Consider the following 23540-nt stretch of genomic DNA (forward strand, 5'->3'; position numbering starts at 1 on the left):
TCCCATCCTGGCTGCGAGAATCGGTCGGGTGAGCGATGCGAGTGTGCGAACGGCACGGACCGACGATCTCCCCGCGGTCGGAGAGGTGCAGGCGCAGGTCTGGCGACGGGCATTCGCCGACGTCGTCGAACCGGAGACCCTCCAAGCCTTCGAGGCGGCCGAGTTCGAGCAGGCGTGGCGCTCCTCGCTCGCTGCTCCCCCATCGCCGGTCCACCGACTGTTGGTCGCCACCGAACTCGACACCATCGTCGGGTTCGTGGCGGTCGGCCCCGTCATGCAGGACGGCGCGCACGAGGGTGAAGCGGAGATCCTGGCCGGAGGTGTGCACCCCGATCACCGCGGAAAGGGTCACGGGTCCCGGCTGCTCAACGCCGCGATGGACACTCTCGCCGCCAACGACCGCAGCTACGTCCGCGTCCGGATCATGGAGCGCGACACGCCTGTTGTCCGTTTCCTCGCGACCGCAGGTTTCGTGGTGTCCGGTGGATACGCCGACCGCATCGTGACGTCCGCGGGCGACACCGTCCGGGAGATCGAAATGCACACCGATTCCTCGGCGCCGCTCGAGGAGCAAGCGCACGACCATGAGCATTAGGCCGCTTCGACCCCACCTCACCGCAGATACCGAACCCGTTGCCCGCCAAGGCCTTTGGATCGGCGTTGCCACCGGCCTGTACGGCACGAGCTTCGGCGCACTGGCCGTCGCCGCCGGGCTCGATGTGTGGCAGGCGATGGTGCTGTCGCTGTTGCTGTTCAGCGGCGGGTCCCAGTTCGCGCTCGTGGGCGTGATCGCGTCCGGAGGCACCGGGGTTGCCGCCGTCACCACCAGCACGCTGCTCGGGCTGCGCAACGCGTTCTACGGCTTGCAGGTCTCGCGACTGCTTCAGGCGAGCGGCTGGCGCACGGTGGTCGCTGCCCACCTGACGATCGACGAGTCGACTGCCGTCGCGATCGCACAGCCCGATCGCGAGCGCACCCGGGTCGGCTTCTGGTGGACCGGTATTGCGGTCTTCGTCTTCTGGAATCTGATGACCTTCGCCGGCGCTCTGCTCGGCAACGCACTCGGCGATCCGAAGAAATGGGGTCTGGACGCCGCAGCGGCAGGCGCCTTCATAGCGCTGCTCTGGCCGCGACTGACGACGCTGCGGACGCGGCTCACCGCCGTGGCCGCGGCAGCGATCGCGCTGATCGTGGCGCCACACGCACCGGCGGGGACGCCGATCCTCATCGCTGCACTCGCAGCAGTTGTCGCCGGTGCCTTGCCGGACGCGTCCGAGGGGTCCGACGGCGAGGCGATCGTGGACGAGGACCTGCAGGACACGCTCGGGCATCACCTCGACAAGACGATCGACCCACAGGACGACAGCCGATGAGTCTGTGGACGATCGTGCTGCTCGCCGGAGCGCTGTCGCTGGTCACCAAGCTGCTGGGCTATCTCGTCCCGCACGACTGGCTCGGTGGACCGTTGATCAGCCGGATCATGAAGTACCTGCCGATCGCCCTGCTGGCAGCACTCGTCGCGGTGCAGGCATTCGGCGGACCGCAGGGTTCGACCGTCGTGGACGCCCGCGCCACCGGGCTCCTCGTCGCGATCCTCGCACTGTGTCTGCGAGCGCCGTTCCTGCTGGTGATCGTGCTTGCTGGAGCGACCGCGGCGATCCTGCGGGCGATCGGCTGGGGCTAGGCCCGGGTCTGGTTCAGTGCAGCCGGGGCATCGCCTCGTAGGCGGACCAGATGTGGTGCTCTACCAGATCGGCTGCCTCGGCGGCGGACCGCGCGTCGATGGCGGACATGATCGCGTGGTGCTGACCGCGCAACTGACTGCGCAGCAGGTGCCAGTCGGCAACTTCGTCGAAGCCGCGCATGATCGGTTGCCGCATCGACTCACGGATCGCCACGGTCAGGTCGGTGGCCAGCCGGTTGCCCGCGGCACGCGCGATCGCGACGTGGAACCCGGTGTCGAACCGGTTGAACTCCTCGCGGGTCAGTTCATCGTCGTCCATCGCATTCAGTGCCTCGCGCATCCGGGCACGCGCGCCGTCGTCCGCGTGGGCGCAGGCCAGTGAGGTCGACAAACGCTCGAGCACGACGCGCACCTGCGTGACGTCGCGGGCGGGAAAGTTCGCGAGCGCGACGTGCATGCGCAACATCCGGGTCAGCGCCACGTGTGGTTCGCCGGCAACCATCGTCCCCCCGGTCGCGCCCGCGCCGACGTTGGGACACAGCACCCCGCTGGCCTGCAGGGTGCGGACGCCCTCGCGCACGGCTGCTCGACTGACCCCCAGTTGCGTGGCCAGCTCGCGTTCGGCGGGCAGCATCGATCCACGAACCAGCCGACCGTCGAGGATCCGTTCCTCCACCCAGCCGACGACCACTTCCCATGTCTTGGCCCCCGAAGGCCGTGCGTCATCTTCCGGCATCCGAGCAGCGTAGGCCGTGCCCCGGACGAAGCCGGCAGGCGCCGACGACACGCGAGAGCGGCGAAATGACTTGCCGGTAACCGAAGTGATGCCGCTATGGTGTGCATCACATCTTTGGTCTGACCATTTGGTCGCGTACGGAAGGCTCCCAGATGACGAGCACCTACACCCCACCGCTGGCGCCGGTGGCCGACAGCCTCTGGCTGTCCGCACTGGTGGGCCTGCTGCCCCTCCTCACCGTTTTCATCACGCTCGGCGCACTGCGATGGAAGGCCCACTGGGCCGGCCTGGCGGCGCTGGCCGTCGCGATCCTCGTCGCCGTCCTGGCGTTCGAGATGCCCGTGAACCTCGCACTGCTGTCCGCGTCCGAGGGTGCGGTCTTCGGTCTCTTCCCGATCATGTGGATCGTCTTCTGCGCGATCGTGCTCTACCAGATCACCGTCGTGAGCGGCCGCTTCGACGACCTGCGCGCATCCTTCCACCTCGTCTCGGACGACCCGCGTATCCAGGCGATCATCATCGCCTTCTGTTTCGGTGCGATGCTCGAAGCCCTCGCCGGCTTCGGAGCGCCCGTCGCGATCACCGGAGTCATGCTGATGGCCGTCGGCTTCTCGCCGCTGCGTGCCGCCGCTGTTGCTCTGCTGGCCAACACCGCGCCGGTCGCGTTCGGCGCCGTCGGCACCCCGATCATCACCGCAGGCACGCTCACCAAGATCGACTACAACGAGATCGGCGCGTACGTCGGCCACCAGACGCCGGTCCTGGCCCTGTTCGTCCCGCTCATGCTAGTCGCCCTGGTCGACGGCAAGCGCGGCATGAAGCAGACCTGGCCGATCGCCCTCGTCGTCGGCTTCGCGTTCGCCGTTGCCCAATGGGTTTCGGCCACCTGGATCTCGGTGGAACTGACGGACGTCATCGCCGCACTCGTCGCGCTCGCGGCCGCCGTCGTCATGCTGCGCTTCTGGCAGCCGACGGGACGCGAAGAGGCGCTCGCCGACCTCGCCGCCGCCCGCAAGCGGGAGCTGGCCTCGGTCGGCTCCGGTTCGGCCGGATCGGGTTCGCTCGCCGATGACGCGGACGCGGACGCGGACGACGCAGTCGAGAGCAAGGAGGACATGGACGCCCGCGCTCGCGACCTGACTCCCGGACGCATCGGAATGGCTCTGTTCCCCTACCTGCTGGTCATCGCGGTGTTCGCCGCAGCCAAGCTGATCGAACCCATCAAGGAGTTCCTGGTCGGCACGGACCAGAAGATCGAGTGGCCCGGTCTGCACGGCGAGATCGTCAACGCCGCCGGCAAGGTGTCGTCCACCACGACCTACAACTTCCAGTGGCTCTCCTCCCCCGGCACCCTGCTGCTGATCTGCTCGCTGATCACGGCGCTGGTGTACAAGGTGTCGCTGGGCAAGTGGGCCAAGGAGTTCGGTGAGAGCGCGATCAAGCTGCGCTTCGCCTTTCTCACCGTCGCATCCGTGCTGGCGCTGGCGTACGTGATGAACCTGTCGGGCCAGACGATCACCATCGGCACCTGGATCGCCGGCACCGGTACCGCGTTCGCCTTCCTGTCCCCGATCCTGGGCTGGTTGGGCACCGCAGTCACCGGGTCCGACACCAGCGCGAACGCGCTCTTCGCCACGCTGCAGCAGACGGCCGGGCAGAAGGCGGGCATCGACCCGACCTTGCTGGTCGCGTCCAACTCCTCCGGCGGTGTCGTCGGCAAGATGATCAGCCCGCAGAACCTCACGATCGCCGCCACCTCGGTGGGTCTGCTCGGTCGCGAGTCGGACATCTTCCGCAAGGTCGTACTCTGGTCGCTCGGTCTGCTCGCGCTCATGTGCGTGCTCGTCGGCCTGCAGGCCACCGTCCTGTCGTGGATGCTGCCCTGATGCGAGTCGCACTTTTCGCAACGTGTTTCAACGACACCATGTGGCCCGAAACCCCGAAGGCGACGGTGCGCCTGCTCCGTCGCCTCGGGGTGGACGTCGAGTTCCCCTCGGAGCAGACCTGCTGCGGCCAGATGTTCACCAACACCGGCTACGCCGACGAGGCAATTCCGCTGGCGCGCAAGTTCGTCGACGTGTTCGAGGGCTACGACGCTGTCGTGTCGGTCAGCGGTTCGTGCACTGGTTCGGTGCGTGAGCAGTACGCGGACCTGGCCGCCCGGTCGGGCGACGCCGCGCTCGCCGACGGTGTCGCGAAGGTCGCGCCCAAGACCTACGAACTCTCGGAGTTCCTCGTTGACGTGCTCGGCGTGACGGACGTCGGTGCGTACTTCCCACACCGGGTCACCTACCACCCGACCTGCCACTCGTTGCGCATGCTGAAGGTGGGCGACAAGCCGCTGCAACTCCTTCGGCAGGTTCGAGGCATCGACCTGGTCGAACTACCCGCCGCCGACGAGTGCTGTGGCTTCGGCGGCACGTTCGCGATGAAGAACGCCGACGTGTCGGTGGCGATGGGCAGCGACAAGGTGCGCCGCATCCGCGACACCGAGGCCGAAGTGGTCGTCGCCGGAGACAATTCCTGCCTCGCCCATATCGGTGGGTTGCTCGGTCGCCAGCGTTCCGGCGTCCGCACCCTGCACCTGGCCGAGATCCTCGCCTCGACGGACGGAGATGTCTTATGAGCGCCCCCCTTGCGAAGACCACGCCGACCTTCGTCGGGATGCCGAAGTTCCCGGCCATGGCCAAGGATGCTCTGGCCAACACCCAGCAGCGGCGCAACCTGCTACACGCCACGCACACGATCCGTGCCAAGAGAGCGTCCGTGGTCGAGGAGGTGCCTCAGTGGGAGGCGTTGCGACTCAACGGTGCCGACGTGAAGGACGAGGTGCTCGCCAACCTCGACAGCTACTTGCTGCAGTTCGAGGAGAAGCTCACCGAGCGCGGTGCGACCGTGCACTGGGCACGTGATGCCGAAGAGGCCAACCGCATCGTGCTCGACCTGGTTCGCGCCGAGGGTGTCGACGAGGTCGTCAAGGTGAAGTCGATGGCCACCCAGGAGATCGAGCTCAACGAGGCGCTCGAGGCTGCAGGAATCCATGCGTGGGAGACCGACCTGGCCGAACTCATCGTCCAGCTGGGCCACGACCGTCCTTCGCACATCCTGGTGCCGGCCATCCACCGCGGCCGCGCCGAGATCCGAGAGATCTTCCGCCAGGAGATGGGCAAGGTCGGCCGCCCTGCCCCTGAAGACATGACCGACGCTCCACGCGAACTCGCCGAGGCAGCGCGGTTGCACCTGCGGGAGAAGTTCCTGCGGGCCAAAGTCGCGATCTCCGGAGCGAACTTCGCGATCGCCGACACCGGCACACTCGTGGTGCTGGAGTCCGAGGGGAACGGACGCATGTGCCTGACCCTGCCCGAGACCCTGATCAGCGTCGTCGGCATCGAGAAGGTGCTGCCGACCTGGGAGGACCTCGGCACGTTCATGCAGTTGCTCCCGCGCTCCTCGACCGGTGAACGGATGAACCCGTACACGACGATGTGGACCGGCCCGGCCGAAGGTGACGGGCCCCAGAACGTGCACGTCGTGTTGATCGACAACGGACGCACGCGCGTACTGGCGGACGAGGTCGGACGGCAGGCGCTTCGCTGCATCCGCTGCTCGGCCTGCCTCAACGTCTGCCCGGTGTACGAACGCGCCGGTGGCCACGCCTACGGCTCGGTCTACCCCGGACCCATCGGCGCGGTGCTCACGCCGCAGCTGCGCGGTACATCGAGTGCGATCGACCAGTCGTTGCCGTACGCGTCCAGCCTCTGCGGTGCGTGTTTCGAGGTGTGCCCGGTGCGCATCGACATCCCGCGCCTGTTGGTGAAACTGCGCACGCAGGTCGTCGACGAGCACCGTGGGCACAATTCCGTGGAGTCCAGGACGATGCAGGCGGCGGCATGGATGTTCGCCGACAGCCGCCGATTGGCGAAGGCACAGAAGGCATCCACGTTGGGTGGGAAGTTGTTGGGTCGCCGGACAGCCCTGGGGGCACTCCCCTGGCCCGCGTCCTCGTGGAGCAGCGCTCGCGACGTGCCCGTGCCACCCAAGGAGACGTTCCGGCAGTGGTGGGACCGTACCGGTGGAGGTCAGGCATGAGCAGCGCACGCGAAGAGATCCTCGGCCGCATCAGGTCGACGCAATCGGGTTCGGCTGCAACGGTTTCGGTGGCTCCCGCTCCTGCCACGGAACCGATGGAGACCGAGGCCATGCTTGATCTGTTCGTGGAGAACATGCGCGACTACCGGGCGATCGTGCGTGAGGTGTCGGTCGACGGCATCGCTGCGGCCGTGGACGCGGTGCTGGCCGAACACGGTTGCCACACGGTCGTCGTCCCGCCGGATCTACCGCCCGAAGTAGCACCCACGTCCATCGAGACGACCGTCGACGATGATCTGTCGGCGACGGCACTCGACGACATCGCCGCAGTGGTGACCACGTCGAGCGTCGGCATCGCGGTCACCGGAACCATCGTGCTGGACCACTGCGCCGGTCAGGCCCGGCGAGCACTGTCGCTGGTGCCGGACGTGCACATCTGCGTCGTGCATGCCGATCAGGTGGTGACCTCCGTGCCGGAGGCGATCACCCGGCTGCGATCGTCCGTGGAAGCAGGGCGTCCGCTCACCTGGATCAGCGGTCCGAGCGCCACCTCCGACATCGAGTTGAACCGGGTCGAAGGAGTGCACGGGCCTCGCAACCTCGAGGTCATCCTCGTGCGCTGATCCGATCGGTGTTGCCCGTCGGTTGCGGGTCCTCGGCTTCGGCCGGGGACCCGCTGCGTTGGCGCCGAGCGAGCAGCCAGCGGACCAGTTCGATGAGAGCCGAGACCGCGATCGCCAGACCGAGGCCGAGCGCGAGTCCTTTGAGTGGTTCCTGCTCGAAGGCGTGGCCGCCGATGTAGCCCATCAGCGTGCCGTGCAGTGCCCACGCCGTCACCCCGATCGCGTCGAACATGGTGAACCGCATTCGTGGATAACGCATCGCGCCGAAGACGACCGTGGTGGCGATGCGTCCCCAGGGAATGAACCGGCCGATGACCAGGGCCATGCCACCACGGGAATCCAGCAACCGCTTCGCGCCGGCGATCGCCCTACCGCGACGGGTGTGCTGCGGGATTCGATCGATCTTGCCGGCTGCGGCCCGACCGATCGAATACGCGACGTGGTCGCCTGCCATCGCCCCGGCGCCCGCGCAGAGCATGATCAGAATCAGGTTCGGTGAGCCCGTCGATCCCGCGTACACACCGGCCATGATCAACGGCGCTTCGCTGGGGAAGATGGGCACGATCGCATCGACCAGGGAGATGACGGCGATCAGCGGGTAGATCCACAGCGACCCCATGAGATCGCCGAGGGCATTCAGCAGACCGTCGAACATCGTGTCCCCATGGGCGGACGCTAACCACGTCGAGCAACATCCAGTTGAACGACATGTGGCCGGGACGGGTCATAGACCCAGGAAGTTCTCCAGACCGACGGTCAGACCCGGGTGCTTGCCGACCTCCCGGACACCGGTGAGGACGCCCGGCATGAAGCTGATCCGGTCGAACGAGTCGTGCCGGATCGTCAACGCCTCACCGACTCCGCCGAACACGACCTCCTGATGCGCCACGCGTCCGCGCAGACGCAGCGCGTGCACAGGGACGCCGTCGACGACGGCTCCGCGGGCACCGTCCGGGTCGTGCTCGGTGGCGTCCGGGACGTCGCCCAGACCGGCCTCGCGCCGTGCCTCAGCGATGATCCGGGCCGTCCGCACGGCGGTGCCGGACGGCGCGTCCACCTTGTCGGGGTGATGGGTCTCGACGACCTCGACGGACTCATAGAAACGGGCCGCCTGCTCGGCGAACGACATCATCAGCAGCGCGCCGATGGCGAAGTTCGGCGCGATGAGCACGCCGACCTCCGGCTGCTGAGCCAACTCCTTCTCCAACGCGGCGAGCTTCTCCTGGTCCCAGCCGGTCGTGCCGACCACGGCATGGACTCCCTGACGGACGCAATGGGCGATGTTCGCCGCTGACGCCGACGGAACGGTCAACTCCACAGCAACCTGGGCTCCGCCGAGGTCACCGAGGTCGTCGCCCTGGTCGAAGGTGCCCACGAGTTCGAGGTCGACGGCGTCCTGCACCGCCTGCACCGCCTGGGAACCCATGCGGCCCGAAGCACCGATCACTGCCACCTTGATGCGCTCAGTCACCCGGCAACCCTAGGCGGTGACACCCCGGACTCTGCAAGACTGTCCACTTCGCACACGAAGGGGAACGCGAGGATGCTCGACTCGGACGCGTACGACGCGATCGTGCTGGCCGGCGGCCGTGGGTCACGGCTCGGCCTGGTCGACAAGGCGACACTCGACGTCGGTGACGGTCCACTTCTGGACGGAGTGCTGAAGGCGGTCGACAGCGCACGCAATGTCGTCGTCGTCGGCCCGCCTCGCGACCTGCCGCCGAGCGTGCACCAGATTCGGGAGGACCCCGTCTTCGGCGGACCGGCTGCCGCAACGGTCACCGGTCTGCGCAAACTCGAGGGCGAACGCGCACCGTGGACGCTGGTGCTCGCCTGTGACCTGCCGTTGGCGCGGGAGGCCGTGCCGCTGTTGCTCGCCGGTCGCGATCGCGATGGCTGCGTGCTGGCCGACGGCCGCGGGCATACCCAATGGGTCGCAGGTGTGTACCGCACCGAGCCGCTCGTGCGGGCCGCGTCAGCCCTGCACGATCCCACCGACAAATCGATGCGCGCCCTCTTCGGCGGCATCGACGTCACCGCGATCGAAGCGCCCAACCGCGTCTGCGAGGACGTCGACACCTGGGACCAGGTCGCCTCCTGGAACGACTACTTCATCGAAGGAGATCCCGATGACTGACGACAAGCCCGCCGAACCCACCCGCAAGGAGCAGCAGGATTGGCTGCGCGCGGTGTGCGTCGAGATCGGTGTCGACCCGGATCTGCTGGATGTCGGACTCGTGCTTGACGTCACCAAGGAGGTGGCGCACCGCTTCGTGCGGCCGATGGCGCCGGTGAGCTCGTACGCACTCGGGATCGCCGTCGGGTTGGCGGCTGCCTCCGGGGGGCCGGTGGATCAGAAGGCGATCGCCGACAAGATCGTCAACACGCTTCCCCCTGCATCCGACTGACCGGATCTCAGCGCCCTCGGGCGCGAACTCTGGTGATCGAGAACGCTGTCGGGGTCACTCCGTTGTATCGGAGCGCCGTTTCCTTGACGACCTTCAATGACCGGTCACGAGCAACGACATCGGCGAACCGGCGCTTGTCGTCGGTGATGATCACCGCCCGCCCGTCCTGAGTCAGCACTCGACCCAGTTCCCGCACCAGGCCGGGGTACAACGTGTCGTTCTCCTGGTTCGAACCGATCCGCTTGCCGAACGGGACATCGGAGACGACCCGATCGACGGACGCGTCCGCCAGGTCGAGGTAGGTGGCGTCCCCCTCTTCGGCGAACACCCGGTCCTTCAGACCGAACGTGCGAATATTGTTGCGCGCCAACGCGATCGACTCGGAGCTGAGGTCGACGATCAATCCGCGCCCTTCTCGTCCGATCGCGTCCACGATGGGGATCGTGCCGACACCGCCGCACGGGTCGAGCAGCGCCATTGCGGGCTGCAGTTTCGCCAAACGCAGCACGCCGGCCGCGACCGACGGCGGAGTGGTCGCGGGAAGACGCTCCATCGCACCGAACCGGGCTGCCCAGGCGAGCGGGCCGATCTCGGCTCGATCCGTCCCCGGAACAAGGTTGACCTGCCAGTCCCCCGGTTCATTGCGCCATCCGGTCTGATGTCCGACCGCCCGGACGATCCCATCCCGTACGGTGGGGTCCTTCTCATGGACCCGGAACGCGACGTCGCCGTCGAATCCGGCCGCGCGGCAGAGCTTTTCAGCATCTTCCAGCGGCGCTCCGGGCGACCAGGACATGGCCACCCTGTCGACCATGGGGTTCGAGCGAACCACATCGATCTCGTCCACGGTGACTGTCAATTCACCCTCGCCGCTGACGACCGCTCGGGCGCCCGCCTGCTGCAGGTCGCCGCGCAGGAGGTCTTCGAGGCCGACGGCACAGGTGACGATCAGATGCATCCCCCCATCTTTGCCGAGTGGCCGGGCCATGAACCACCGGCCGGGCTATATCCCGGCCACCAGGTCATAGCCCGGCCACTCGACAAGACGGTGTCAATCGATGAGAACCGTTGCGACGCGGACGAGCCCCGGGTTGTCGTAATCGTCACCCTCGACGTCACCGCGGGCCCAGGTGAGCAGCAACCGCGGACCGAGTACCTCGACGCGGGCCAGGTTGTTGTCGAACCACGGACCGTGGGTGGTCTCCCAGTCGAAACCGGGCTTCTTGACCTTGGGGAACTTGTTGACCAGCGAGCGCATCGGGCCGCCCATCCAGCCCGCGAGCGTGCCCTGCAGCATGCGGACGTGGCGCGGCAGCGGGTTACGGATCGGCGAGCAGACGGCCTGGACGATCTTGGACTCGATCGGCTCGCGGGTCCTGGTGACCTCGTTGACGTATGAGTTGTGGACGTCGCCGGACAGGAAGGTGATCGTGGCGGGCGCCTTGCCGCGCTCGCCGCGCGCCACCTGCATCACCATCTGCGAGACGTCGCGGAAGGACTTCTCGAACGCGGCCCAGTGCTCGAGGTCGACGGCCTGCCGCACCTTCTCACCGAGCTTCGCCAGGCGAGGACGGTCACCCTGCGCCCAGGTCTCGTTCATCGACTCCAGGTCGTGGATTCCGGTCGGGAGCAGGAACGGCAAGGACGATCCGATGAACAGGTGCTGGCAGTCGCCGCGCATCTGCTCGTCGAGCCAGGCGAGTTCGTCGGCGTCGAGCATCGCCCGGTGGTCCGGACGCAGGTCGCGCGCCGCCCGTGAATCGATCACGATGACGCGGGACTCCCCCAGGTCACGGGTGAACGAGAAGCGGTACGTGGTGGGGTCCTTGTCGACCTCCTCACCGAACGCGTCGACGACCTCCGTGAGGTCGAGCTCGCTCGAATCGCGGTGTGCAGCAATGATCTTCCAGATCTTGTCGTCATGCAGCGCCTCGTGGTCGAGGTTGCCGGCGTGCTGATAGATCCAGTACGAACCGAGGGCGCCGACGATGCGCTCGTGCCACCACGGCTTCTTGTTCATCTCCTCGTGCCAGGCGGCCGAGGTGTTCCAGTCGTCACGGACGTCGTGGTCGTCGAAGATCATCGCGCTCGACAGCGTGGACAGCAGCCACCGGTTGGCCGGTTCGGTCCAGGCGAGGCGGTAGAGCTCGGCGTACTCGATGAAGTCCTTGACCTCCTCGCCGGGCGGGTCGTCGAGGCCTCGCCGCTTCTCGATGAAGTCGCGCATCTGCGGCGAGGTGTCGTCGGCGTACAACTGGTCACCGAGGAAGAGCACGAAGTCGGGCCAGTGGTCGGGGTTGCGCCGCATCTCGTACGCATACGAACGCATCGCGTCGACGCCGTGCAGGTCGGTGCCCTCTTTGTCGTGCGACACCGAGGTGCGGCACGAACCGAACAGGAAGGACGCGTCCTTGGCGGGGTCGAGCGTTGCGATCCGGCTCGGCGGGAACTCGCTGTCGGCTTCGGGCCAGACCTGCCGGTCGCCGAGATCGACCGAATAGTCCTGGATGCTGGCCGGCTCGAGGCCGTCGACGAGCACGATCGCGTAGTGGTGTCCGTGCGCGGAGAAGGTCTGACACGACCACTCGCGCCCCTCGCTGCGAACGGTCGCCCGGCAATGCTCGTCGGTCTCGACGAAGATCGTCGCGTTCGTCTCGCCCACATAGCGCAGGACGGGACCAAGAACCAACGAAGCCATGCCCTCATCCCACCACTTGAAGGGGCCTGGAACGGCTGTCCGAGACCGGCGAATCCATCACGTCTCTACACCCGTAGTTCAGCGTTCCGGTCGCCATCACGACCGGAACCGGCGTCGTTCAGCCGATCGGATCACCCTGCACCGGACCGTCGGTGTTCGGCTTCCAGCCGAGCGTCGGCGCGACATGTTCGGCGAACGAACGCAGCACGTGCAGGTTGTACTCGACGCCCAGCTGAGCCGGGATGGTCAACATCAGGGTGTCGGCCGACATCACCGCCGCGTCGTCGCGCAGTTGTTCGATGAGCACGTCCGGCTCGGCGGCGTAGGTCTTGCCGAACGTCGAGCGGAAGCCGTCGATCACACCGACCTGGTCGGCGCTGTCGCCCGATCGCAGACCGAAGTACATCTGGTCCTGCGCGTTCATCAACGGAAAGACGCTGCGGCTCACCGAGACTCGCGGCGTCCAGTCGTGCCCGGCGGCCTTCCACGCAGTGCGGTAGCGATCGATCTGCTCCGCCTGCAGGTCACCGAACGCCTGGCCGGTGGCCTCGGTGAGCAGGGTGGAACTCATCAGGTTCACGCCCTGTGCCGCAGCCCACTCGGCGGTGTCACGGCTACCCGCTCCCCACCAGATCCGACGGTCCAACCCCGGTGCGTGCGGTTCGATGCGCAGCTTCTGGCCGGGACCGAACTGGGCCGGGTCGGCGTCGGCCACCGGCACTCCACGTACGGCGTCCATGAAACGCTCGAACTTCGGACGCGCGATGTCGGCGCCGCGGGGGTCGGCGGAACCGGTGTACCCGAACGCCTCCCAGCCGCGCAGCGCCGGTTCGGGTGACCCACGACTCACGCCCAGCGCCACCCGGCCGTCCGACAGCAGGTCCAGGGCCGCCGCTTCCTCCGCGAGGTAGAGCGGGTTCTCGTAGCGCATGTCGACGACGCCGGTGCCCACCTCGATGTTGTCGGTGCGCGCAGCAATGGCGCTCAGCAGTGGCATCGGGGACGCCGCCTGCTTGGCGAAGTGGTGCACGCGAAAGTACGCGCCGTTGACGCCGATCGCGTCGGCACCGACCGACAACTGCACGGCCTGCTGCAACATCTCGCGGGCTTCGTAGCCGGAGAAGCCGTAGTGGCCGAAACTCAAGAAACCGAAAGCCTTCATGGATACGACAACCACGGGCCGGTCGTTGCTGTTCCAGGGTCCTGCCCGACTACGCGCGGGGCAGCAGGAACCTCGTCCCACTACCGAGCACCGATGGCTTTCCACTGTCGGGAACTGCGAGCAGCAGCATCAACACAGCAGGGCGGCGCAGGCTGTGGGTGGGTTGCGTCGACCCCCTTCATCACCTTGGCGACCTCAGGGCTGAACCAGAGCTCGTACTTGTCGGACGCAGCCGTCCAGTCGAAGTCGAGGGTGACCATGGCGAGCGTCATGGCCCCGGTCCGTTGCATCCGAACCGCCTGGGTGCCGACCAGCGTGGCCTTGCGCGCATCCGATCGAGCCCGGTCGCCCCAGCCTGCACAGTCGTAGCTGATCCGCACCCGATCGGTGGCCGGAATATCCTTCTGACCACCGATTTCCACAGGTAAGCACTTCGTAAAGTCCGTCGGCCGACTCGTAGGGGACAATGGTTTCGTGATGGGAGCGAGGAACAAGCGCATCGCGGCCGGCGGTGTCGCCGCAGCCGGCCTTGCTGCCGCCATCGCGTGGTCCTCCTCTGCGGAGTCGAATGCCGGACTCACCGGTCGCTCCTGGACGCTCGCCTCGGTCACCGAACCCGGCTCTCCCAGTCAGGACGCGTCCGGCTCCGGCGCGCGAATCCAACTGAGCGGCAACAACATCGAGGGCAGCGACGGCTGTGCACCGTTCAGGGGCAAACTCGTGGAGAAGGCGGGCGCTCGCTATTCGACGGACGCCGTCGCGATGGCGACGGTCGCCTGCCTCAACCCACAGGCCGGCAAGGGCGGCTCGATCGAGGCGATGAACGCGTTGCTGGGCACGGAAAACTTCTCCCTCACCTCCAAGGACGGACGCCTGGTTGCGACGACGGACGACGGCTGGCGCCTGGTGTTCGACCGCCGCTGACCGCAACCGGCCACGCACGACGAAGGCCGCCGACCCTTTCGGATCGACGGCCTTCGCCTGGAGTGAGGATCACTCGGAGTCGGAGTCCGACCCCTCGTTGTTGTCACCGTTGTTGTCACCCTCGTCGTTCTTGCGGCCACGTCCGCGACCACCACGACGGCGACGGCGACGCTCGCCCTCACCATCGCCCGACTCGTCCGAGGAACCCTCGGCGTCGGCGTGGTTGTCGCCCTTGACCTCGACGGCCTGGGTGTCGACCTGAGCTTCGGACCGGTCATCGGACGCCGGAGCGTCGGCAACCGGGCCGGTGGCGGCGTCCGGCACATCGGACGAAGCGGCCGGGGCCGAGTCGTCGGAGGAACCTGCAGCCTCGACCACGGCAAGCGAGAGCTTGCCGCGCGGGTCGATCTCCTTGAGCTCGACCTGGACCTTCTGGCCGATCTTCAGGACGTCGTCCACCGAGTCGATGCGCTTGCCACCGACGAGCTTGCGCACCTCGGAAATGTGCAGCAGACCATCCTTGCCCGGCGTCAGGGAGACGAACGCACCGAAGGTGGTCGTCTTGACGACGGTGCCCAGGAAGCGCTCGCCGACCTCGGGCATCTGCGGGTTGGCGATCGCGTTGATCGCCGCGCGCGCAGCCTCGGCCGACGGACCATCGGTCGCACCGATGTAGACGGTGCCGTCGTCCTCGATGGAGATGTCGGCGCCGGTGTCCTCCTGGATCTGGTTGATCATCTTGCCCTTCGGGCCGATGACCTCACCGATCTTGTCGACCGGCACCTTCACCGCGATGACGCGCGGAGCGAACGGCGACATCTCGTCGGGAGCGTCGATCGCCTCGTTCATCACGTCGAGGATGTGCAGGCGCGCGTCGCGGGCCTGGGTCAGCGCACCGGCGAGCACGTCGGCGGGGATGCCGTCGAGCTTGGTGTCGAGCTGGATCGCGGTGACGAACTCCTTGGTACCGGCGACCTTGAAGTCCATGTCACCGAAGGCGTCCTCGGCACCGAGGATGTCGGTCAGCGCGGCGTACTGCACCTCGCCGTCGACCTCCGCGGAAACCAGACCCATGGCGATGCCGGCGACCGGGGCGCGCAGCGGCACACCGGCGTTCAGCAGGGACAGGGTGGACGCGCAGACCGAGCCCATCGAGGTCGAACCGTTGGAGCTGAGCGCCTCGGAGACCTGACGGATGGCGTACGGGAACTCCTCGCGGGTCGGCAGCACCGGCATGAGCGCACGCTCGGCCAGGGCGCCGTGACCGATCTCGCGGCGCTTGGGCGAACCCACGCGGCCGGTCTCACCGGTCGAGTACGGCGGGAAGTTGTAGTTGTGCATGTAGCGCTTGCGCGACACCGGCGAAAGGGTGTCGAGCTGCTGCTCCATGCGCAGCATGTTCAGCGTGGTGACACCCATGATCTGGGTCTCGCCGCGCTCGAATATCGCCGAGCCGTGAACGCGCGGGAGCACCTCGACCTCGGCCGAGAGCGCACGGATGTCCTTCAGGCCACGGCCGTCGATGCGCACCTTGTCGCGCAGGATGCGCTCGCGGACGAGCTTCTTCTGCAGCGAACGGAACGCAGCGGAGATCTCCTTGTCGCGGCCCTCGAACGGACGGCCTTCGCCGCCCAGGTCGGCCTTCAGCGAGTCCTTGATCTCGTCGAGTCGGTGCTCGCGCTCCTGCTTGTCACCGATCTGCATCGCAGCTTCGGTGTCGGCGAGGCCGGCCTGCTCGACAGCCTTGTAGGCGTCGTCCTGGTAGTCCAGGAACAGCGGGAACTCCTGCACCTCCTTGGCAGCCTTCGAAGCAAGCTCCGACTGCGCCTCACAGAGCACGCGAATGAAGCCCTTGGCGGCCTCCAGACCCTGGGCGACGACCTCTTCGGTCGGCGCCTGAGCACCCTGGTTCTTCACCAGGTCCCAGGTGGACTCGGTCGACTCGGCCTCGACCATCATGATCGCGACGTCGTCGCCGACGACCCGACCGGCGACGACCATGTCGAAGGTCGAGCGCTCGATGTCGGAGAAGTTGGGGAACGCAACCCACTGACCGTCGATCAGCGAGACGCGGGTGGCACCGATCGGGCCGGAGAACGGCAGACCGGAGATCTGGGTCGACGCCGAGGCACCGTTGATCGCCAGCACGTCGTACTGGTGGTCGGGGTTCAACGACAGCACCGTGATGACGACCTGGACCTCGTTGCGCAGACCCTTGACGAAGGCCGGACGCAGCGGGCGGTCGATCAGACGGCAGGTGAGGATCGCGTCGGTCGAGGGACGACCCTCGCGACGGAAGAAGCTGCCGGGGATCTTGCCGGCGGCGTACATGCGCTCTTCGACGTCGACCGTCAGCGGGAAGAAGTCGAACTGGTCCTTCGGTTGCTTGCCGGCCGCAGTGGTCGCAAGCAGGGTGGTGTCCTCGTCCAGGTAGCAGAGCACAGCTCCACCGGCCTGCTTGGCGAGGCGTCCGGTCTCGAACCGGACCGTACGAGTGCCGAACTTGCCGTTGTCGATGGTGGCTTCGGCGAACGTGATTTCTGGACCCTCCATGTGGGCCCTCCTGTTCTTCTCAATCTCGTCGCACATCGTCGTTGTGTGCGAACGGGCTTTCTTCTCAAGGGGATCGGGTGAGGCGACGCATTCGGTACGTCCTACCTCGCGGACGGTCCCCTCCTACGCGACAAGGCGATCCACCCGCAGGTGGATCGCCTCGTGACGCAAGTCTTCAATTATCGGCGCAGGCCCAGGCGCTTGATCAGCGAACGGTAACGCTCGATGTCGATCTCCTCGAGGTAACGCAGCATGCGCTTGCGCTGACCGACCAGGAGCAGCAGACCACGACGGCTGTGGTGGTCGTGCGGGTGCTGGCGCGAGTGCTCGGTGAGCTCACGAATGCGCTCGGTGAGCAGTGCGACCTGCACCTCGGGCGAACCGGTGTCGCCTGCGGCGCTGCCGTACTCGGCAACGATCTCGGCCTTACGGGCGGTGGTGAGTGGCATGTTGAGGCGACTACCTTTCGTCATGTTGTTGCGCGGTGCACCTGGGCTTGTTCACCAGGGCGCTCTGGATCCGCGGCCGTTGGACGGCATTACCAAAGGTACCAGCGGCCCGGCGTCCCGCCCTAATCGGCGAGGCTCGTCGGTCGACCGAACGCTGCCTTGCGGGACGCGCGACGCAGGGTGAGCAGGATCGGACGTCCGGTGAGGGCGATCAGGACGGACGTGGTGATCGCGCGGCCGAGGTCCCAGCCGAGGGACGTGGCCAGGTTGAACGCCAGGAAGTGCTTGAGGTTGGTCAGCAGCGGACCACCGGGAACGACCGAGATCGCGGGCTCCCCGGTCGTGCCGAGGGGCCAGAAATAGAAGTTCAGGATCCAGCCGTACAGCAGGCTGGAGATGATTCCGTAGCCGATCAGCATGAAGATCTCCGCCCGTCCGCGCAGCGGTGGCAGCAGACCGGCGCCGAGCGCGATCCACCCCGCCCCGAGCATCTGGAAGGGCAGCCAGGGACCGATGCCCGCGGTGAGGATCGCCGAGGCGAACATGCTCGTACATCCGAGGACGAAGCCGAAGCCGGCGCCGAAGACCCGTCCGGACAGCACCAGCAGGAAGAACATCACCTCGATGCCCCCGGTGCCGGCGCCGAGCGGCCGCATCATCGCGTCGACGGCCGACAGCACACCGAGCATCGCGATCGCTTTGGAGTCGATGCCGCCCTCGCTCACCTCCGACAACACGACCGCCAGCAGGAGCGGGAGCATCAGTGCGAACAGCAACGGAGCATCATTGGTGTGCGAGGCGAGCGTCGAGTCGGCCGTGATGAACAACGGCCACGCGAACCCGATCACGCCCACGATGCTGACCAGCGCGATCGCGAGCGCGGAGCGCGGACGCAAGGGGATCGCCTTCGCCCGACCGCTGGGTACATGCGTGGTGGTGGCCGTCATGAGCGCCCGCGCCTGACCTGGTCGACGGTCAGCAATGGCAACGGCGCCAGGATCTTGGCCACCTGAGGCGCGAACGCAGGCGAGCCGAGCAGTACGTCCGAAGTCGTTCCGGACGCGACCACGTCGCCATCGGCCATGAAGATCACGTCGTCGGCCGTTTCGGCGATGAACTCGACGTCGTGGCTGGACACGAGCACGGCCTGGCCACGATCGGCGCACGTCCGCAGCGTCGCGCGCAGGGCCGCCTTGGCGGCGTAGTCGAGGCCGCGCGTGGGTTCGTCCAGCAGCACGACCGAGGGTCGCGCGGTCAATTGGACGGCGAGCACGAGAGCCAGGCGCTGACCTTCGGAAAGGTCGCGGGGGTGCCGGTCGAGGACGATGTCGGGCACCATCTCGCGCAGGAGGCCCTCGCAGGTGCCCGACGGTGCGTCGCTCTCGGCGTCCGCCTGAGTGCACTCAGCGCAGACCGTGTCGAGATAGAGCAGGTCACTCGCACTCTGCGGCACCAACCCGACACGCGAACGGCGTTGCGGCACAGCCATCTTGGACGGTTCGACCCACGTTCCGTCAGCGTCGACAGTCACCGTGCCGGACGCCGGACGGGTGGCTCCCTGCAGCGCCCACATCAGCGTGGACTTGCCGCACCCGTTACGCCCCATGAGTGCGGTGATGCCGCCTCGACGCAGTTCCAGGTCAACATCGTTCACCGCGGTGAAGTCGCCGTAGGTGACGCGAACTCCCTTGGCACGCAAGGCGACCGGACCGCTGGTGGGGTTCGCGGGTGGCTCCAGGTCGTCGTGTTGTTCGAGTTCGGTGTGCAGTCCGCGCGCTTTGCGCCGCGCGTCCCGCACCGACAGCGGCAAGGGTGACCAGCCCTGGTCACGCCCGAGTTCGACGACGGGCGGCGCGACCGTGGCGGTGCGCATGATCTCGGCGGGCTCCCCCACCTCGACCAGCCCGTCCCGCGTGACGTGGATGAGCGTGTCGGCGTACTGCAGCACACGCTCGATGCGGTGCTCGGCCATGACAACCGTGACCGACAGGTCGTGCACCAGCCGGGTGATCGTCGCCAGCACGTCCTCGGCTCCGGTGGGGTCGAGCGCGGAGGTCGGTTCGTCGAGCACGAGCACCTGGGGCTGCAGGGTCAGCACGCTGCCGATGGCGACACGTTGTTGCTGACCCCCGGACAGGTCACGCAGCGCCAGATGCCGCAGGTCGGCGATGCCGAGCAGGTCGAGCGTCTCCTCGACGCGCTTGCGCATCACCTGCTGCGGGATGCCGAATTGCTCCATCCCGTAGGCGAGTTCCTCCTCGACGGTGTCGGTGACGAACCCCGCGAGCGGGTCCTGCCCGACATACCCGACGAGGTCGGCCATCTCCCGCGGCAGATGCTCGCGGGTATCACGTCCGTGTACCCGCACGTGCCCGGTGAGCAGTCCGCCGGTGAAGTGCGGCACGAGTCCGTTGATCGCGCCGAGCAGCGTCGACTTGCCCGACCCGGTGCGTCCGACGAGCACCGCGAGTTCACCTTGCTCCAGTTCGATGCTCACATCGCGTACTGCGGGTGTGGGTTCGTCGGCGTAGGTGATGGTGACGCGGTCGAACTCGATCGCCGGGAAGCTCATGAGATCTCCTGCATCTGCTGGTTCTGTCGGGGTCCCCGCTTGGGTTTGGGCGGCAGCGGCGGGGTGACGAAGGCGGGCAACGCCGCCACGAGCAGCCCGAGCACCGCAGTGAGCGGCACGAGCGGGGTGCCGAGGGTCGGCTCGAGCGGCATGATCGTCGCGAGCGGGTTTCGTTCCAGCGCAACGATCATCGCGACCAGAGCGGTGACCCCGCACAGCGACACGATCGTCTCGGCGGACTTCCACGGATCCGACCGGTACACCGAACGCGGCACCCGACGTCCGCCCCACCAGACCGCGAGCGCGCCGAGCACGAGGCCGGCCACGGTCGCGACCGTGGCCCACAGCGGGATGGCCTGGTCACCGCGATCGTCGAGCAGTCCGTAGAGCCCGACACACACCGCCATCAGCCCGCCGAGCGACAGCACTCCGATGAGGCGGCGGTCACGATGGCTCACCGAGTGGCGCGTGCCGAACCCGCGTGAGTCCATCGAGGCAGCCAGCAACAACGAACGGTCGAGGGTGTCCTGCAGGACCGGGAGCGCGATCACGCGCAGGGCACGCACCCCCTTGACCGAGGTCCCGCGAAGTTCTCGCGCCCGGGCCACACGCTTGGCGCTCTCGGCCAGTTGCGGGACGACGGTGAGCGCGATGACGACCGCGGTGCCGATGTCCCGGACGGCAGCGGGCAGCGCGCGCAGCAGACGCCGCGGGTTGGCGAGCGCGTTGGCGGCGCCGAAGCAGAGCAACATGGTCGCCAGGCGCAGGCCTTCACACAAGGCCGCGATGAGGTCTTCCAGCGGGATCGGGCCGAGCAACTGGATACCCGCAGCCCAGGACGGAAGGTCGACCGTCGGCAGGGTCACCAGGATCGTCGGGCCGGTCTTGGATCCGATCAGCACGAACAGCACCATGCGGGTGACGATGACGAACAGTCCCAGCCAGGCGTACATCGTGAACGATCTCGCCCACGGTGCGTCCGGACGGCGCGCGATCACGACGAGGACGACGACGGTGAGGGCCAGGAGCAGGAGCACCGGGTTGGTCGTGCGGGTGACCGCTGCCGCGAGGCAGCATGCCCACAGCCACCAGGCGCCCGGGTGTACGAACCGGGCAGCCTGGGCCGACGACCGACCCGGTGCGCTCACTCCTGCGGTCGACGGCGCAGCGCCAGCACGCCCGCCAGGCCGGCGAGCGCGACCGTGGCACCACCGCCGATCACCAGGCCGAGGTTCGTGCCGCCGCCGCCACCGGAGTTCGTGCGTTGCGAGGCCGCGACCTCGGTGCGCTGCCCAGTCGCCGCCGGGCCATCAACGCTGGAGGTGGCCGACGGCTGGTTCGAGGCAACCGATGACGGCTGCGCACTGGACGCGGACGCCTTGTTCGCAGCACTCGAACCGGCCGTCGCCGACGTGGATCCCTTGGGTGAATTCGACTGTGCCGCAGCGCTGTTCGAAGCGCTGGAGGACGCCGAAGCGCTCTGCTTCGGCGAGGCCCCGGACGCTGTCGTGCTCGGCTGCGTTCCCGCCGGCCGGCCCGAGGTCGACGACGGTTTCGAACTCGACGTCGGACGTGGCGCGTTCGACGACGGACGGGGCGCAGTGCTTGTCGGCCTGCTCGTCGACGTGCTCGACGGCCGCGGCGCCGTGGTGCTCGGTCGCGGAGTCTGCGTCGGGGTGGCGGTCGGTTTCGGCGCCGTGGGCACCACCGAGGGCGCTCCCCCGGATCCGAACCGGAAGCCGATCCAGGTGCCGGCCGGAGCCGAGAACGTGGCGACACCGGTGTTGGAGTAGGTCCACCCCGAGCCCGCGCGACCGTGGAAGAAGGCCCAGTAGGCGCTGGCCGGAGCAGTGCGCATACACGGGTCGGAGGTCGGGTTGCCGTCGATCCGGCACAGGAAGTAGCCGGGCTGCAGTTGCGCCCGCTGCGGGGTGTGTCCCGCCGCGCGCAATGCATCGAGCGCGGAACCGTAGGAGCCCGGGGCGCAGCGGGTGCTGGCTCCCCCGGTGTACTGCACGACCACGGTCACACCCGAGCAACTCGCAGCGGCGGTCCGCACCGAGCTGCTTGCCTGCCCATGTGCGGGAGCGACGCCGACGAGAGCGAATGCGAGCGTGAGCGCAGCCAACAGTCGCGCCCAGACCCGCGTACGGGAATCAGCGACGACGACGGCCATGAGCCATTGCCCCCGCACAGATGCTTGCGAAGAACGCGCCGACGCCGGCCAGCACGCCGAGGTCCGCTCCACCGTCGGTGGAGGTCGGACCGTCGGTGACAACCGGCGGGCCGGTGACGATCGACGTGGACGAGGACGTGGTCGCAGTACCGGCCGAGGTCGTCGTCGTGCTGGATGTCGTGCTGGACGTCGTGGTGGATGTCGAGCTCGACGGGCTCGAGGTCGAACTCGGCGAAGCCGTAGCCGTGGGAGACGAGGTCGGGTTCGTTCCGCAGTCCAGTGCCGTGACACCGGCGGAGCCGCCCGCAATGGTCCGGACGTAGGGCGTGAGGGTGAGCGCCAGCATCGCCTGCGGGGTCGCGCGCGTCTCCTGGTCGGTGACCACCGCGCGGGAGCCGGCGGCGATCTTCGCATCGAACGCCGGCTTGTCGTAGGCGATCGCACCGCGCAGCGCAGCGGGCGCCGAGCAGCCGAACTGGAGCGTCTTCACGAAGGCCGTCGCCTTCGCCGCGTTGTCGGTGCGGCCGGCCAGGGTGAAGGCCACGGCGGCAAGTCCGGCGCTGTTGGAGTTGGGGCTCTCGGTCGAGGTGCCACCGCGCACTCCACCCGATGCGACCTGCTGCGTGGCCAGGTAGCCGGCGGCCTTCGACACCGCGGTCGTGCGGCCGTTGGCCGCGAGAGCCTGCACGGCGAACGAGGTCACATCGGAGTCACTGGTGCACTTCGCTGCGCCGAGTTCGAGACGGAAGCCACCGTCGGCGCACTGCTGCGCGACCAGGAGGTCGATCGCCTTGGTCGGGACCGCCTCACCGGAACGCTTGAGTGCGATCAAGGCCCACGACTGGCCGATCGTGTTGGAGTAATCGCCGTACTCGGACTTGTCGCTGAAACGACCCGCGGCGGTCTGCATGCTCTTGAGCTTGGTCAGCAGGGCGCCGGAGGGACGGCCGGTGGCCTGCAGCATCACGACCTGCTTGGCAAGCGACCCGGCATACGCCTCGGAACCGGCTCCGTAGTACGAGGTGCCGTTGGCGACCAACCAGTCGGCGGTCTTGGAGATCTGCGCCGTACCGGTGCCGGTACCGGCAACACCGAGCAGAGCGTCGATCGTGAGGCCGTAGTCCGGGTAGCTCTCGCCACCGAACTCGGCGTTCAGGTAGTTGCCCTTCGCGGCGAGCTGGCCCGCCATGAAGGCGGACGCGGCGTCATCAGGGGTGGTGGCGGCGTGGGCCGGCGCGACGGCGAACGCAAATGCGGCAAGGGTCGCGGTGCCCGCGAAACCCGCACGGGCGGTGGTGAGGAGAGTCATGGTTCCTTCTTCCAGACGGCCCTGGGCGCGGGCCGCCGAAAGAGGTTCGGCGCTCGCCCGTAGACCTCGACGGGGATGTGAGCTGACATCGGCTAAGGAGCTCCGGCTCGTTCCTCGTTGCCGAGGAACCTACGGTTGCGGGTCAGCGCCGGACTTG

The 23540-nt window shown here is 67.7% G+C and carries 24 protein-coding genes; 11 read left to right on the forward strand and 13 right to left on the reverse strand.

Annotated elements, in window-relative coordinates; all coding sequences use genetic code 11:
* The first annotated feature begins 28 nt into the window (after window positions 1-28).
* Genes ACYU8W_RS08975 through ACYU8W_RS08985 form a run of 3 tightly spaced genes read left to right on the forward strand, consistent with a single transcriptional unit; the run spans window position 29 to window position 1684 of the window.
* Complete coding sequence (locus ACYU8W_RS08975; RefSeq protein WP_239702089.1) at window positions 29-595, forward strand: GNAT family N-acetyltransferase; 567 nt, start codon at window positions 29-31, stop codon at window positions 593-595.
* Window positions 585-1373: an AzlC family ABC transporter permease gene (locus ACYU8W_RS08980; protein ID WP_499468411.1), complete on the forward strand. Its 789-nt coding sequence runs from the start codon at window positions 585-587 to the stop codon at window positions 1371-1373. Before ACYU8W_RS08975 ends, ACYU8W_RS08980 begins: the two co-directional genes overlap by 11 nt.
* Entirely contained in the window at window positions 1370-1684 is a 315-nt protein-coding gene (locus tag ACYU8W_RS08985; protein WP_499468413.1) for an AzlD domain-containing protein, read from the forward strand. Before ACYU8W_RS08980 ends, ACYU8W_RS08985 begins: the two co-directional genes overlap by 4 nt.
* Window positions 1685-1697: 13 nt before the next feature.
* Here ACYU8W_RS08985 and ACYU8W_RS08990 read toward each other — a convergent pair whose 3' ends face one another.
* On the reverse strand, window positions 1698-2420 hold the full coding sequence (locus tag ACYU8W_RS08990) for a FadR/GntR family transcriptional regulator (protein WP_499468414.1): 723 nt from the start codon (window positions 2418-2420) through the stop codon (window positions 1698-1700).
* 152 nt (window positions 2421-2572) lie between these two features.
* On the opposite strand from ACYU8W_RS08990, the gene ACYU8W_RS08995 reads away from it, so the two are divergent.
* From ACYU8W_RS08995 to ACYU8W_RS09010, 4 genes are read left to right on the forward strand one after another with little or no spacing between them, the layout of a single operon-like run.
* Window positions 2573-4306 (forward strand): L-lactate permease, encoded by a 1734-nt coding sequence (locus tag ACYU8W_RS08995; protein WP_239702093.1) that lies wholly within the window; start codon window positions 2573-2575, stop codon window positions 4304-4306.
* Entirely contained in the window at window positions 4306-5046 is a 741-nt protein-coding gene (locus ACYU8W_RS09000) for a (Fe-S)-binding protein (protein ID WP_129624924.1), read from the forward strand. Before ACYU8W_RS08995 ends, ACYU8W_RS09000 begins: the two co-directional genes overlap by 1 nt.
* Window positions 5043-6509, forward strand: coding sequence for a LutB/LldF family L-lactate oxidation iron-sulfur protein (locus ACYU8W_RS09005; RefSeq protein WP_499468415.1), 1467 nt, complete (start codon window positions 5043-5045; stop codon window positions 6507-6509). The genes ACYU8W_RS09000 and ACYU8W_RS09005 overlap by 4 nt, the downstream gene beginning before the upstream one ends.
* Window positions 6506-7132 carry a LutC/YkgG family protein gene (locus ACYU8W_RS09010; protein WP_499468417.1) on the forward strand — a complete coding sequence of 209 codons (627 nt, stop codon included), beginning with the start codon at window positions 6506-6508 and terminating at the stop codon, window positions 7130-7132. Before ACYU8W_RS09005 ends, ACYU8W_RS09010 begins: the two co-directional genes overlap by 4 nt.
* Here ACYU8W_RS09010 and ACYU8W_RS09015 read toward each other — a convergent pair.
* A complete protein-coding gene (locus tag ACYU8W_RS09015; RefSeq protein WP_239702094.1) occupies window positions 7116-7787 on the reverse strand; it encodes a DedA family protein in 672 nt (223 codons plus the stop codon). The genes ACYU8W_RS09010 and ACYU8W_RS09015 overlap by 17 nt on opposite strands.
* A gap of 69 nt (window positions 7788-7856) precedes the next feature.
* Window positions 7857-8603, reverse strand: coding sequence for a 4-hydroxy-tetrahydrodipicolinate reductase (gene dapB / locus ACYU8W_RS09020; RefSeq protein ID WP_499468419.1), 747 nt, complete (start codon window positions 8601-8603; stop codon window positions 7857-7859).
* A gap of 72 nt (window positions 8604-8675) precedes the next feature.
* Here dapB and mobA point away from each other — a divergent pair, with 72 nt between their 5' ends.
* Together mobA and ACYU8W_RS09030 are read left to right on the forward strand one after the other, a co-directional pair.
* Window positions 8676-9269 carry a molybdenum cofactor guanylyltransferase gene (gene mobA / locus ACYU8W_RS09025; protein ID WP_499468421.1) on the forward strand — a complete coding sequence of 198 codons (594 nt, stop codon included), beginning with the start codon at window positions 8676-8678 and terminating at the stop codon, window positions 9267-9269.
* Window positions 9262-9540: a DUF6457 domain-containing protein gene (locus tag ACYU8W_RS09030; protein WP_499468423.1), complete on the forward strand. Its 279-nt coding sequence runs from the start codon at window positions 9262-9264 to the stop codon at window positions 9538-9540. Before mobA ends, ACYU8W_RS09030 begins: the two co-directional genes overlap by 8 nt.
* Before the next feature lie 7 nt (window positions 9541-9547).
* Here the strand turns inward: ACYU8W_RS09030 and ACYU8W_RS09035 are convergent, their stop codons facing one another.
* The 4 genes from ACYU8W_RS09035 to ACYU8W_RS09050 all read right to left on the reverse strand — a co-directional run bounded on the left by ACYU8W_RS09035 (window position 9548) and on the right by ACYU8W_RS09050 (window position 13822).
* A complete protein-coding gene (locus tag ACYU8W_RS09035) occupies window positions 9548-10498 on the reverse strand; it encodes a class I SAM-dependent methyltransferase (RefSeq protein WP_499468425.1) in 951 nt (316 codons plus the stop codon).
* Between the two features lie 93 nt (window positions 10499-10591).
* Complete coding sequence (locus tag ACYU8W_RS09040; RefSeq protein WP_499468427.1) at window positions 10592-12238, reverse strand: alkaline phosphatase D family protein; 1647 nt, start codon at window positions 12236-12238, stop codon at window positions 10592-10594.
* A gap of 118 nt (window positions 12239-12356) precedes the next feature.
* Window positions 12357-13400 (reverse strand): LLM class flavin-dependent oxidoreductase, encoded by a 1044-nt coding sequence (locus ACYU8W_RS09045; RefSeq protein WP_499468429.1) that lies wholly within the window; start codon window positions 13398-13400, stop codon window positions 12357-12359.
* Between the two features lie 80 nt (window positions 13401-13480).
* Complete coding sequence (locus tag ACYU8W_RS09050; RefSeq protein WP_499468431.1) at window positions 13481-13822, reverse strand: hypothetical protein; 342 nt, start codon at window positions 13820-13822, stop codon at window positions 13481-13483.
* Window positions 13823-13874: 52 nt separating this feature from the next.
* On the opposite strand from ACYU8W_RS09050, the gene ACYU8W_RS09055 reads away from it, so the two are divergent.
* Window positions 13875-14324 (forward strand): META domain-containing protein, encoded by a 450-nt coding sequence (locus ACYU8W_RS09055; protein ID WP_499468433.1) that lies wholly within the window; start codon window positions 13875-13877, stop codon window positions 14322-14324.
* A gap of 69 nt (window positions 14325-14393) precedes the next feature.
* Here the strand turns inward: ACYU8W_RS09055 and ACYU8W_RS09060 are convergent, their stop codons facing one another.
* From ACYU8W_RS09060 to ACYU8W_RS09080, 5 genes are all read right to left on the reverse strand, one after another.
* Window positions 14394-16877, reverse strand: a complete 2484-nt coding sequence (locus ACYU8W_RS09060) for a polyribonucleotide nucleotidyltransferase (protein WP_499468434.1) — start codon at window positions 16875-16877, stop codon at window positions 14394-14396.
* A 179-nt stretch (window positions 16878-17056) separates the two neighbouring features.
* Entirely contained in the window at window positions 17057-17326 is a 270-nt protein-coding gene (gene rpsO, locus ACYU8W_RS09065; protein ID WP_129624911.1) for a 30S ribosomal protein S15, read from the reverse strand.
* Between the two features lie 122 nt (window positions 17327-17448).
* Window positions 17449-18273 (reverse strand): ECF transporter S component, encoded by an 825-nt coding sequence (locus tag ACYU8W_RS09070; protein WP_499468437.1) that lies wholly within the window; start codon window positions 18271-18273, stop codon window positions 17449-17451.
* Window positions 18270-19898 (reverse strand): ABC transporter ATP-binding protein, encoded by a 1629-nt coding sequence (locus tag ACYU8W_RS09075; protein WP_499468439.1) that lies wholly within the window; start codon window positions 19896-19898, stop codon window positions 18270-18272. The genes ACYU8W_RS09070 and ACYU8W_RS09075 overlap by 4 nt, the downstream gene beginning before the upstream one ends.
* Window positions 19895-21046, reverse strand: a complete 1152-nt coding sequence (locus ACYU8W_RS09080) for an energy-coupling factor transporter transmembrane component T (protein WP_499468441.1) — start codon at window positions 21044-21046, stop codon at window positions 19895-19897. The genes ACYU8W_RS09075 and ACYU8W_RS09080 overlap by 4 nt, the downstream gene beginning before the upstream one ends.
* Before the next feature lie 54 nt (window positions 21047-21100).
* On the opposite strand from ACYU8W_RS09080, the gene ACYU8W_RS09085 reads away from it, so the two are divergent.
* Complete coding sequence (locus ACYU8W_RS09085; protein WP_499468443.1) at window positions 21101-21691, forward strand: hypothetical protein; 591 nt, start codon at window positions 21101-21103, stop codon at window positions 21689-21691.
* Window positions 21692-22054: 363 nt separating this feature from the next.
* Here the strand turns inward: ACYU8W_RS09085 and ACYU8W_RS09090 are convergent, their stop codons facing one another.
* A complete protein-coding gene (locus ACYU8W_RS09090) occupies window positions 22055-23383 on the reverse strand; it encodes a prenyltransferase/squalene oxidase repeat-containing protein (protein ID WP_499468445.1) in 1329 nt (442 codons plus the stop codon).
* Between the last annotated feature and the right edge of the window lie 157 nt (window positions 23384-23540).

Source organism: Yimella radicis (assembly GCF_054778255.1).

Coding starts and splice junctions, on each gene's coding strand:
- ACYU8W_RS08980 (WP_499468411.1), top strand. CDS start 585: ATGAGCATTAGGCCGCTTCGACCCCACCTCACCGCAGATACCGAACCC.
- ACYU8W_RS08985 (WP_499468413.1), top strand. CDS start 1,370: ATGAGTCTGTGGACGATCGTGCTGCTCGCCGGAGCGCTGTCGCTGGTC.
- ACYU8W_RS08990 (WP_499468414.1), bottom strand. CDS start 2,420: ATGCCGGAAGATGACGCACGGCCTTCGGGGGCCAAGACATGGGAAGTG.
- ACYU8W_RS08995 (WP_239702093.1), top strand. CDS start 2,573: ATGACGAGCACCTACACCCCACCGCTGGCGCCGGTGGCCGACAGCCTC.
- ACYU8W_RS09000 (WP_129624924.1), top strand. CDS start 4,306: ATGCGAGTCGCACTTTTCGCAACGTGTTTCAACGACACCATGTGGCCC.
- ACYU8W_RS09005 (WP_499468415.1), top strand. CDS start 5,043: ATGAGCGCCCCCCTTGCGAAGACCACGCCGACCTTCGTCGGGATGCCG.
- ACYU8W_RS09010 (WP_499468417.1), top strand. CDS start 6,506: ATGAGCAGCGCACGCGAAGAGATCCTCGGCCGCATCAGGTCGACGCAA.
- ACYU8W_RS09015 (WP_239702094.1), bottom strand. CDS start 7,787: ATGTTCGACGGTCTGCTGAATGCCCTCGGCGATCTCATGGGGTCGCTG.
- mobA (WP_499468421.1), top strand. CDS start 8,676: ATGCTCGACTCGGACGCGTACGACGCGATCGTGCTGGCCGGCGGCCGT.
- ACYU8W_RS09030 (WP_499468423.1), top strand. CDS start 9,262: ATGACTGACGACAAGCCCGCCGAACCCACCCGCAAGGAGCAGCAGGAT.
- ACYU8W_RS09035 (WP_499468425.1), bottom strand. CDS start 10,498: ATGCATCTGATCGTCACCTGTGCCGTCGGCCTCGAAGACCTCCTGCGC.
- ACYU8W_RS09040 (WP_499468427.1), bottom strand. CDS start 12,238: ATGGCTTCGTTGGTTCTTGGTCCCGTCCTGCGCTATGTGGGCGAGACG.
- ACYU8W_RS09045 (WP_499468429.1), bottom strand. CDS start 13,400: ATGAAGGCTTTCGGTTTCTTGAGTTTCGGCCACTACGGCTTCTCCGGC.
- ACYU8W_RS09060 (WP_499468434.1), bottom strand. CDS start 16,877: ATGGAGGGTCCAGAAATCACGTTCGCCGAAGCCACCATCGACAACGGC.
- rpsO (WP_129624911.1), bottom strand. CDS start 17,326: ATGCCACTCACCACCGCCCGTAAGGCCGAGATCGTTGCCGAGTACGGC.
- ACYU8W_RS09070 (WP_499468437.1), bottom strand. CDS start 18,273: ATGACGGCCACCACCACGCATGTACCCAGCGGTCGGGCGAAGGCGATC.
- ACYU8W_RS09075 (WP_499468439.1), bottom strand. CDS start 19,898: ATGAGCTTCCCGGCGATCGAGTTCGACCGCGTCACCATCACCTACGCC.
- ACYU8W_RS09090 (WP_499468445.1), bottom strand. CDS start 23,383: ATGACTCTCCTCACCACCGCCCGTGCGGGTTTCGCGGGCACCGCGACC.